The 10841-nt window shown below is 57.9% G+C and carries 8 protein-coding genes and 1 pseudogene; 2 read left to right on the top strand and 7 right to left on the bottom strand.

Annotated elements, in window-relative coordinates:
- Positions 1-516: HD-GYP domain-containing protein (locus tag VAE48_RS01765; protein ID WP_322791590.1), on the top strand; the 516-nt coding region annotated here is incomplete at its 5' end.
- A gap of 38 nt (positions 517-554) precedes the next feature.
- On the opposite strand, the gene VAE48_RS01760 is transcribed toward VAE48_RS01765, so the two are convergent.
- The 5 genes from VAE48_RS01760 to VAE48_RS01740 form a co-directional block, all read right to left on the bottom strand.
- The gene (locus tag VAE48_RS01760) at positions 555-860 is read right to left on the bottom strand and encodes a DUF2442 domain-containing protein (protein ID WP_322791589.1); all 306 of its coding nucleotides are present in this window, start codon (positions 858-860) and stop codon (positions 555-557) included.
- Entirely contained in the window at positions 841-1080 is a 240-nt protein-coding gene (locus tag VAE48_RS01755; protein WP_322791588.1) for a DUF4160 domain-containing protein, read from the bottom strand. Before VAE48_RS01755 ends, VAE48_RS01760 begins: the two co-directional genes overlap by 20 nt.
- A 473-nt stretch (positions 1081-1553) precedes the next feature.
- The gene (locus VAE48_RS01750; RefSeq protein WP_322791587.1) at positions 1554-2240 is read right to left on the bottom strand and encodes a hypothetical protein; all 687 of its coding nucleotides are present in this window, start codon (positions 2238-2240) and stop codon (positions 1554-1556) included.
- A 34-nt stretch (positions 2241-2274) separates the two neighbouring features.
- The gene (locus VAE48_RS01745) at positions 2275-3582 is read right to left on the bottom strand and encodes a hypothetical protein (protein WP_322791586.1); all 1308 of its coding nucleotides are present in this window, start codon (positions 3580-3582) and stop codon (positions 2275-2277) included.
- 142 nt (positions 3583-3724) lie between these two features.
- The gene (locus VAE48_RS01740; RefSeq protein WP_322791585.1) at positions 3725-5341 is read right to left on the bottom strand and encodes an NAD(P)-dependent oxidoreductase; all 1617 of its coding nucleotides are present in this window, start codon (positions 5339-5341) and stop codon (positions 3725-3727) included.
- Between the two features lie 449 nt (positions 5342-5790).
- Between VAE48_RS01740 and VAE48_RS01735 the strand changes: the two genes are divergently transcribed.
- Complete coding sequence (locus VAE48_RS01735) at positions 5791-6891, top strand: hypothetical protein (RefSeq protein WP_322791584.1); 1101 nt, start codon at positions 5791-5793, stop codon at positions 6889-6891.
- 238 nt (positions 6892-7129) lie between these two features.
- Here the strand turns inward: VAE48_RS01735 and VAE48_RS01730 are convergent, their stop codons facing one another.
- The gene (locus tag VAE48_RS01730; RefSeq protein WP_322791583.1) at positions 7130-9985 is read right to left on the bottom strand and encodes a cation-translocating P-type ATPase; all 2856 of its coding nucleotides are present in this window, start codon (positions 9983-9985) and stop codon (positions 7130-7132) included.
- 323 nt (positions 9986-10308) lie between these two features.
- Positions 10309-10841 (bottom strand): annotated as a pseudogene (gene glgC, locus VAE48_RS01725) (glucose-1-phosphate adenylyltransferase); the annotation flags it as partial.

The following is a 10841-nucleotide window of genomic DNA, read 5'->3' as shown; positions in this document are numbered from 1 at the left end:
CGGCTGGGGCTTTCTCATCCGGAACTGGTGCGGCTGCGGCGCGGCGCACAGCTGCACGATGTGGGCAAAATCGGCATCCCGGATGCGATTCTGCTCAAACCCGGCCCGCTGGATGAGGGCGAATGGCAGGTGATGCGCCGTCATCCGGTGTATGCCTACGAACTGCTCAGCCCAATCCCTCATTTTTACGACCTGCTGGATATACCCTACTGCCATCATGAAAAGTGGGACGGCAGCGGCTATCCGCGCCGGCTGCGGGGGGAAGAAATTCCGCTCAGCGCGCGCATTTTTACGGTGGTGGATGTTTGGGATGCGCTCAATTCCAACCGCCCCTACCGCTCGGCGTGGCAGCCCCATCAGGTGGTGGATTATCTGCGCTACCAGTCCAACCGTCACTTTCAGGCGGAGGTGGTTGAGGCGTTCCTCGATTTGATCGGCGGATACAGCGGCGGCAGCGCCTCCCCGCGTGGTTCAATGTTTACCCCCGGCCGTTTTTACAACACCCGCCGGCAGTGAAGGTAAGGGACGACGGAATAAAGCCGGGATTGTTCTGGTCAGCCGGTCTTTTGCCTTTTTTCAAGCCACTTTTGCAGGGAAGTTTGGCTCTCGCCTGAGGGAATGCCCAAAATGAGATGTTCGAGGCTGATGTCCTCGTCCAAATCCGGCCAATGGATGCCTTCTCCGGAGCCTATCAGGCGGAAATGTTCCCGCTCCGGTTGGGTTGCATGAAACAGGCGGGGATACCATGCCAGCGGGATGTAGATCGTTCGGCCGTCCTGTAAATCCACAATCAAAAAATCAGGTTCAAAACGCACTGCCTGTATAGCCGCTGACTTCAGGTCAGTCCGAGAAATAGTCATTCCAGGCCTCCAAAAATTGTTCTTGATGGGTTTCTACCAGACTCAAAATTTCGCGAATTTCGTGGGCGCGAAAACCCCGATTGTGATCCAATCTGACCGGATGAAGCCAGATTTTGGCAGTACACTGGTCCCGTTCAACATGGATGTGAGGGGGTTCCTGAAAATCGCCTGAATAGAAGAAAAAACGAAATGAACCAATTTTCAATACTGTGGGGGTCATCAATTGTATTATACAGACCGGAAGAGGGCTTTACAAGGTAACCCGGGACAATCGTATTTCAAAAGGCAAAGGAGAAGGGATGACCTTTTGAGCGGGTGCGGCAATCTCCGGTTGCACCCCTTCGCCTCCCCAAAATCGCTGTGCCGATTTTGGGGGAGGTGCAGGAGTGGACGATTCCCGTCAGCACGGATGTATGCCGCTGCGCGGGGAGTGACATGGCTTAACAAGGTGAAAAAAGATTGATCGCCAAGACGCAAAGACGCAAAGGAACCTCTTTTTTCTTCCCTGCGTCTTTGCGCCTTTGGGTTAATTTTTGAGTCCGCTGCAAACAAGCCGGCGCTGGATTTGCCGAGAGATTTAACCCAGGACACAAAACGCGTTCTCGCCCTGGACGAAGCGGCAGGCGGAGTACGCGCTGGATGCGCTGACGGCTTGTAATGCCACTGCCCTGAGATGGATACCAAAGGCTGCCCTTACGGGCAGGGGACGGCGGCCAGTGTATAGGTCGGCAGGGGCGGCAGGGTGGGGACGACTTCATCCGCCCGGCTGAGCCAGCGCCGCGCCGCCAGATCGTAGTAGTACAGGCTGCCCTGTTCATCGCTGAGGGTCAGACGATTTCCATCCGCGGAGAGGATGCGCAACGCCCCGCCCTGCTGGGGAGCGGGTTCTTCCTGAAACGGGGCGTTGACGGTGAACACGACCAGCAACCCTTCCGCCGGGTTGGAAAAACGCCAGCCGGCCAGCGCGGTGACCTCGTTGCCGTTGACCCGCCCGCGCCAGCCGTTGACCGCCATCAGGTCTATGTCCTGATAATCGCCTTCCCCGTCCAGTTCAAAAATGCCCTGCGGCAGGTCGTCGGGGTTGGGTGTCGGTTCGGGCGGCGGGCAGACGCCCAGCGTCAGGGTTGGGGCTGCCAGCAGGATGGATTCCTGGCGCGCCTGCTGCACCTGTTCCAGCCGGCTGCGTTTGTCCTCTAGCAGGGCCTGCTCGGTGGGGTTGGCGGCGCTGCGGAGGCGTTCGTCCACCTCTTCGAGCAGCGCCGAAAGCCAGCCGCCTTCGTTTTGCGGCGGGTTGGACTGGCCGCTTACGGAAAGGATGCCGCCGCCCACCAGCAGCAGCGCACCGGTCAGCGCGGCCAGCCAAAGGATTGTTTTTCTCATGGGGGGTTTCATCCTGTCCTCCTCGCTGCACCCGTTAGCGAATCTGCCAGCGGATGTCGGTCACCCAGCGCAAAACCTGCTGGGCGGTGCGCGGGTCTTGATTCAACCAGTAGTACAGCTGCGACCAGCCCTCATCCGGGGTATTGTCGAGCGTGGCGCATTCCGCAGTACGGCGCTGCTGACAGGACTGGTACTGGGTCATCGCCCCGGCAAAGGTCATCTTGCCGCCTTTGTAGAGCGCGCCGTACAGGCTGACCGCCTGCCACTGGCGCGCCAGATAGCCGTCGTTGCGGTAGATTTCCGGCAGCGGCAGGGCGGGCGGCGCGCCCCACGAAACATAATACACATCCCCCTGACTCCAGTCCATGACCACATTGTTGGCATCCCGTGTGGTTGAAAATACCCAATCCAGTCTGGGACTGGTCGGGCAGCCGACGCAGGCGCCGTAGTTGAGGTAGAGCTCGCGCCCGCGGCTGTTGGCGTTGAAGCCCTCCACCCAGCCGCCGGTGACATACGGCGTGTTCCACCAGTAGTAGTATTTACCAGTTTGTTTATCCAGTTCGCGACTGTCCCACTCGATATCCAGCGCGCCCATCACCCACAGGCGGCCGGCGTAGCCGCTGGCGCGAATCCACTCGTTCAGATTGTAGGTGGTATCCGCAAAGCGCTGGCCGAAGGCATAGGCGGTCTGGCGCAGCGTTGCCTGATCGGGCGAGAACTTGTCGCGATCGTTGTCAATATTCATATCATTGTAATTGTTACTGCCAATGCCCAACGCCAGCAACGACTCGCCGTCGCTGCAGCTCAGGTAGCCCTGCAGGTACTGGCGCGCCAGATTCTCCACCTCGGCGAAGGTCAGGTTGGTGCGCGTGCCGGTATTGGGGTTGGTATAGGTGCGCAGGGTATACTGGCTGCCCACCTTCCACATCTGGCCGAAAGCCAGCACCACCAGATTATCCTGCTGACCGGGCAGGTTCTGGTCGCGCAGCCCTTGCGCGCAGCCAAAATTGTAGAATTCACTGCTGGTGGGGTTTTGAATATAGATGCTGGTTGCATAAAGCGGCGCCGGCGGCAGGTCGTAGCGGGCAACCAACGGTAAAAACAGAAAATTTTGCGGGGTAAAAGCGATTTCCGGCGTGTGGGTGGCTGTGCTGAGTGGGGGCAGCAGCGGTTTGGGGGTGGGCGTGGGGGTCGGAGGGTAGTCGCGCAGCACCAGCGGCAGATAAAGCGGCGGGGTTTCTTCCTGCCCCCATACCCCGGCCGCCGGCAGCAGCAGACCAAAAATCAAGATGAAAAGAATCAACCCCCGGGCAATGGACTGGGTGGAAAGCGTCTTTTTCATCCGTCAGGGTGGTGGTTGACCTGTTCAGCAAAGGTGGAATACATACGAACAGCAGTGCAAGAAGCATACCATATTTTAACCGCCGAGGTCAATGTGAAATCTGGCTGCGGATGATATTTGCAAGGCAGATGAAATGTCGGCCTCAACTTTGCGGAGAGGCGGGGCGCAGACCCGCTTTCTGCTTTCTCTTGCGCGCCGGCAGATGGGCTGCTTCAACATCGCGGATATTTTCCAGCGGATAGGCGTAATCTTCCTGCGGGTCGTGATCGGCGTACCACACCTGCGCAAAAAACGGATTGCGGCGCGCCTGCTGGTCGCCGTTCCAGTGCGCCGTGCAGGTTGGGCACCAGTGCCCGGCTTTCAGCACGCTGTAAGGGCGGGCGCTGAACTCATGTCCAAAGGCGCAGCGCCAGCCCAGCGGCTGGTAGCAGTCCTCCTGCCAGTCGGTGGAAAGCAGCGCTCCGCCGCGAAAGGCGGCTGCCCCATGCAGATCTGCCGCGGTCAGGTGCGGCTTTTGCTCATCATAACCGTGGCTGAGCCGCCGGTAGTCCGCAGGCGGCGCATCATCGAGGGCGGTGTTCCAGTTGGGGATGGCGAGAAAATCCTCCATGGATTTGAAGAAGGCGCGGATGCGCCACAGGTTGCCGCTCTTCACCCATGAATAAGGACTGTTGGGATGGGTTTCCACCATCCGCCGCTGCCAGCGGTATAAGACACCTTCCATCCAGCGGCGCACAGGAGGCAGACGCAGCGCCAGCGCGCGCAGCGTTTTCAACGGCAGCGGCATACTTGCCAGAATTGCCTGACGAAAATCAGCCAGTGAATCGCGCTGGTGGTGCAGGTATTCATTCAAAATCCACCCATCCTCGTAGAACTGCAGGTGAAAATTGCGCAGGGCAAACCAGTTGCGTTCGGTGCAGGCTTCCAGACGCAGGCCGAACATCCCATAAATCATTTGCAGGAACTGATACGCGCTCAGCCGCATGGCCTGGCCGCCGCCCATGTTATACACCCGCCACCAGAAATCGGATTGCAGGGGGATCTCGGCGCAGTTCGCCAGACCGTAACCGGCATCCCGATCGGTGATATTTTCCATGCAGGTGTTTAACGGAAGGTGAAAGAGAATCGGGTCGAACAGGCTGATGAGTTCGGCAAAGCGGGTGGGAAGGATGAAGGACATGCGCAGGGATGCCCAGTAGCGTAAGCCCGACTCCAGCACCAGCCGCTCGCCTTCGATTTTGGTGAGGGCGTAGTAGTCGAAAACGGCCGGCTTGTGCGGGTCGCCTACCCGCCCGACATGGAAACCCGGCGGGCGGTTGCCGGTTTGCGCCACCGAACCGGTATGAACGTATGCAATGCGTTCGGCCCCGCCCGGCTCACTTTGAATGGCGCGCAGGATGTGAGAAACCGCCTCGACATTGACCCGGCGCGCCTGTTCCGGGTTGTAGTCGGCCATCGGTGAGATGTAGGCCATGGCGTTCAACACCCGGTCGGCGCCGCGGATGACTTCGGCTACATCTTCGTAGCGGGTGGCATCCCCCCAGACGATTTTCAGTCCCTTCCCCTCGGCGATGCCCCTGCCGCGCAGGCGGGGAGCGCCGGCCTGCCGCAGGTAGGGGTCAAATATACCCGTTTTCTGATCTTCGGGTAGGGCGAGCAGGGCAAGATTGAAGCGTTCACGCCTGCGCCACAATTCTTGAAACGCCTGAAAACCCATTGTGCCGGATGCGCCAAACAAAGCGATGGTCGGTTTGGTCATACCTCCCTCTCAAATCAACGATTGGATCACCTTCTTGATACCATTGCCGCGTTTGAAATGGATGTGACGCCGGTCATATCTGCGGGCATATTTCGGCGTGTAAACCGGTGTGCGAGAGGGAAAAAGTTTTAGAAATTCCTTATAAGCAGCCGCTCACAGCATATTTCGAATGAGTTTCTATTGACTTTGAACTTTCTGTCGTTATAATTTAGATATAAATAGTAAAAAATTATTACTTTTGCAAAAATTATTAATGATGTTTTGCTGGTGATGATCCGGGAGTCCGCAGCTGGCCGTTTTGCCCGCAAAATTTGCGGGTCGGCTTTCGGGGAGCCCATAAAGAAATCGGCCCCGCAGCGGGGCGTTTTTATTCAATACCGGTCATGAGCAACACCCTTTTTGGGCATCATCAAGAAGAGATTTATGGAGGAAAACCGATGGACAACGGTATGACGAGGCAAAAAAATCGGCGGTTGTGGATGGTGTTATATAGCCTGGGTGTCTTCTTCTTGATTGCCGGCTTGCTGCTGAATGTGGTGGTGCTGCCGGTACAGGCGGATTGGGACGGCAGCGAGCTGGCATTCACCAATGGATGCAGCGGGAATTGCGAGGTTATTCAAGCCACCATCTGCAACAATGGCGCCAACATGCAGGGCACGACCACTTTTCAGGTGTTGTGGAAGGCCAGCGGCAGTGCCAGAACCGGCGTAGTGGTGCACAGCGGGATTGTGCCGGTGCTGCCAGCCGGGCAGTGCGCCGTGTTGAGTTTCAACCCGCTTTCGGTCAGCAACCCGCCGGTGGGTTACCCGCTGGGCAATTTTGTTTTTCGTGCCCAGCAGCGGCCGGATTACGTGGGGAATGAGCCGGTGATTTTCTCCGGTCAGTGCCGGCCCTTTAAGGATGCCGATGAGTGCCGCCTGCCCACCCCGACACCGACTTTTACCTTTACCCCTACCAACACGCCGGTAACCCCCACCGCGACCTTTACCTTTACGCCGACCAATACGCCGGTTACACCGACGGCAACCTTTACCTTTACGCCGACCAATACGCCGGTAACCCCCACGGCAACCTTTACCTTCACCCCCACCCCGCAGGACACCGAGGAACCCACCCCCACACCGGTGACGCCCACCCCGCAGGACACCGAAGAACCCACCCCCACGCCGGTAACACCTACCCCACAGGATACCGAAGACCCCACCCCCACGCCGGTGACGCCCACCCCGCAGGATACCGAAGATCCCACCCCCACGCCGGTGACACCCACCCCGCAGGAAACGGTTGAAATTACCGCCACAAGTGTGGTGCGTACCCCGGTGGATACCCCGCCGGCAGAGGGAACGCTAACCCCTGAACCCACCGATCAGCCTCCCCCGCCCGCTACGCTGGCGCCCCCGCCGCCTTCAACCACCGTGTTGATCCCGGTCACCGGCGGCACGCTGATTCCGCCCGTGCAGGCATTGCTGAAAACACTGTTCACCTACCTTGGCTTGCTGATGCTGGGGGCCGGTATGGTGGTGCAGGGCGCTAGTCGCTGGATGCGCTGATCATCATTACGCTGAAATAGCGTAACGTCTGTTTGGAATAAATCTTTTTCGCATCTACTTTGGAGTTTTTGGCCCCCTCCTGCGCCTCCCCCAATATCGCCAAAGCGATATTGGGGGAGGCGGGAGGGGGTTCACTTTGCTGTTGCGCAGGTTTTGCGCTTATCCTGCACCCACGATAGCGTACAACAAATGATCGCCCGAGTTTATTTAATGGTGCAGTTTTCCTCTCCGCCCGGTTTCAGGGAGCAGCTTTTTGAGTACGGTGGGTTATCCAGTATTTTGCCAGTTCCGCAGCAAGGGAAGGAATGAGCAACAACGGCAGGATGATGCGCCAGTTTTCCCAACTGAGCGGTACGGTATTGAAGATAGGATTGAAAAACGGCACATAGACCACCATCAGTAAAAGGAAGAGCGAAAACAGCACAGCCCGGTTCATCCAGGGATTGCTGAAAACCCCAATTTTGAGCAGCGGATAACGCTCGGAGCGAGCCGTATAGGCGCGCAGTAATTCCGAAAGCGAAAGGGTGAGGAACGCCATCGTTTCTGCCGAAGCCGGATCGTAGCGCAAACCCAAACCGAAAGCCGTCAGGGTAGCGGCGGTGATGGCCAGAGTCTGCACCAGTACCCCCCAGCGCATTGAACGGTTGATGATCGGTTCTTGTGGCGGGCGCGGCGGCTGATCCATGATGTCCGGGTCGCCTTTTTCGGTGCCCAGCGCCAGCGCCGGCGCGCCGTCGGTGATCAGGTTCAGCCACAGCAATTGAATGGGGGTGAGCGGCGAAAGCACCCGTTCGCCGGCGTAGGGGAACAGAAATTTTCCAAAAGCGGTTGGCAAAAAGATGATCATGATTTCCGCCAGATTGCAGGAAATCAGGTAATAGACGAACTTACGGATATTCGAGTAAATGATGCGTCCCTGCTCGATAGCCGAAACAATGCTGGCGTAATTGTCATCGGTCAGCACCATGTCGGCGGTTTCTTTGGCCACATCGGTGCCGGTGATGCCCATCGAAATGCCGATATCGGCGCGTTTGATGGCCGGTGCATCGTTGACGCCGTCACCGGTCATGGCAACCACTTCGCCGTTGGCTTTGAGCGCATCCACGATGCGTTTTTTGTGTTCCGGCGAAACACGGGCAAATACATCGGTGCGCGGCACTTCGCGCTGTAAAGCAGATTCGTCCATTTCACTCAGTTGAGCGCCGGTCAGCACCTGATGTTGGGGGCGCAGCAAGCCAATACTTTCGGCGATTGCGCGGGCCGTGTTGGGATAGTCGCCGGTGATCATAATGGTGCGCACACCGGCGCGTCGGGCTTTTTCCAGCGCCGGGCGCACTTCTTCACGCGCCGGGTCAATCATGCCGATCAGACCGGCGAAAATCAAATCTTTTTCCAGTTCGGGCGCGTTGATTTCTTCCGGCAGCACCGAAACGATGCGGTATGCCACGCCCAACACGCGCAAAGCCTGCTGAGTCAGCTGGTCGTTGGCAGCCAGAATCTGGCGGCGGCTTGCCTCGTCCAGCACGGCGGGGCAGTCCTCGCTGGTCTGGTAATAGCGGCACAGTTCCAGCACCACATCTGGTGCACCTTTGACCTCAATCAGGTGCTGACGGCGGTCGGCTTTTTCATCCAGCGGGGAAATGTCCTCGCGGTGCGGGTCGCAAATTTGATGAATGGTGACCATGCGCTTGCGCTCGGAGTCGAAAGGAATCTCCTGTTCGCGCGGGTAGGAGCGGTGCAGCTCTTCGGGGATTGCGCCCGCTTTGGCAGCGGCGATGAGCAGCGCCCCTTCGGTTGGGTCGCCGACGATGCGGAAGGAAGCGTGTCCGTTGGAACCCTCCAGACGTTCCAGCACAGCGTCGTTGTTGAGCGTGGCCACCCATAGAGCGGTCAGCAGCGCAGGATGCTGCTGCGGGTTGATGGTTTCGCCATTCAGGTGAAACTCGCCTTCGGCGCTGTAGCCGCTGCCGCTGACCTGATACATTTTTCCGTCAACCCAGATGTGTGTGACGGTCATGGCGTTTTGGGTCAGCGTGCCGGTTTTGTCGGAGCAGATGACGGTGGTCGAGCCGAGCGTTTCTACCGAGGAAAGCCGCCGGATGAGGGCGTTGCGGCGCACCATTTCGCGCATGCCCAGCGCCAGTGAAATGGTCACAATGGCAGGCAGCCCTTCCGGTACGGCTGCAATCGCCAGACTGACGGCAATCATGAACATTTCCAGCACATCCCCACCTTGCAGGATGCCGGCCAGGAAGACCAGCGCGCAGATGACCAGGGCCGCCCAGCCCAGGGTTTTGCCCAGCTGATCCAGCCGTCTTTGTAAGGGGGTTTCTTCCTGTTCGACCGATTGCAGCATACCGGCAATCATCCCCAGCTGAGTGCGCATGCCGGTGCTGACCACCACGCCGCGTCCTCGCCCGTAAATCACGGTCGTGCCCATGAAGGCCGTGTTTTTGCGGTCGCCAATTGCCGAATCGGCGTTGAGCAGCAGGGCAGCATTTTTCTCCACCGGCACGGATTCGCCGGTCAGGGCGGCTTCTTCGATGCGCAGATTGACCGTTTCCAGCAGGCGGATATCGGCCGGTACAAAGTTGCCGGCTTCCAGAAAGACAATATCACCCGGCACCAGTTGAGTGGATGGCAGGGAAACCCGCCGCCCGTCGCGCAGCACCAGTGCATCGGGAGCAGCCAGTTTTTTCAGGGCAGCCAGCGACTGCTCGGCGCGGCTTTCCTGAATGACGCCCAGCACGGCGTTGAGAATGACAATTGCCAGGATCGCCGCCGATTCGATGAAGGGTTCGTTTTCGATGTAAGATACCACTGCCGAAATCAGCGCAGCAGCAATCAGCAGGATGACCACAAAGTTATTCAACTGCCCGATGACCAGCTGGAAAAAGGTGCGGCGGGGGGCTTCGGCAAGCTGGTTAGCACCATATTGTGCCAGCCGTCGGGCGGCTTCCTCACTGGTCAATCCGCTTTGCGGGTGGGTGTGCAGTTCTTCGAGAACTTTTTCACTTTCCAGGCTGTGCCAGGCAATTTTCAGGTCGCGCTCAGCAGGAGAAGCAACGGGGATTTCAAGTGTGCGATTAGCCATGCAGAAATACACTCCAATGGGATGGGGTGGGCATGGCTTTCTCAAAGTCAAAAACAGTCAAACAGCAGCCGGGGGCACTGACTGATGTCTATTCGGAATAATCCACTGATGCGTCAAATCGAGCGATTTTGCCCCCTCCTGCGCCTCCCCAATATCGCTTTGGAGATATTGGGGGAGGTGGGTGGGGGTTCGTTTTGCCGCAATTCAAGTTTTGATACAAAGTTTTAGAATTGTCAAGGAACTTTGAGAAAGCCATGATGGGGTGGGAATGCTGTTTGCCTCACCGGCGATTGCGGGCAGTCAGAATGGTTGAAACGACGGGTTCAGGGAGTAATGCGGGTGCCGGATGGGATTACGACGTCTTTGGGAATCACCACAATCCCATCGCGGACGACCCAACCATCCCCGTCCAAATCCTGACCGACCGGGAAAGGCTGTATGACCACATTCTCACCGAGGCGGGCATTTTTGTCAATGATGGCGCCGTTGATCTGACTGTTCCGTCCAATGCCTATAGGGATTAACCCCGTCCCGCTTGAATCGGTGTCACTGCAGCTGGTTGTGTCATAATAATCTGCGCCCATGATGATGGAATTGGAAATGCGCACACCAGAGCGAATCTGACTGCGCAAGCCAATCACCGAGTTAACAATCTCGGCATTTTTCACGCAGCAGCCTTCTGCAATCAACACGTTTTCCAGGCGGCTGTTTTCGATCAGCGATCCGGGCAGAAAGCGCGGGTGGGAGTAAATCGGCCGCTTTGGGTCGTAGAAGTTGAAAGGCGAGTCGGGTTTTGCCAGCGCCAGGTTGGTTTCATAAAAGGAACGAATCGTCCCAATGTCTTCCCAGTAGCCGT

Source organism: Bellilinea sp. (genome assembly GCF_034432615.1).
Lineage (GTDB): Bacteria > Chloroflexota > Anaerolineae > Anaerolineales > Anaerolineaceae > Bellilinea.
This window is presented reverse-complemented; position numbering and strand designations above follow the sequence as displayed.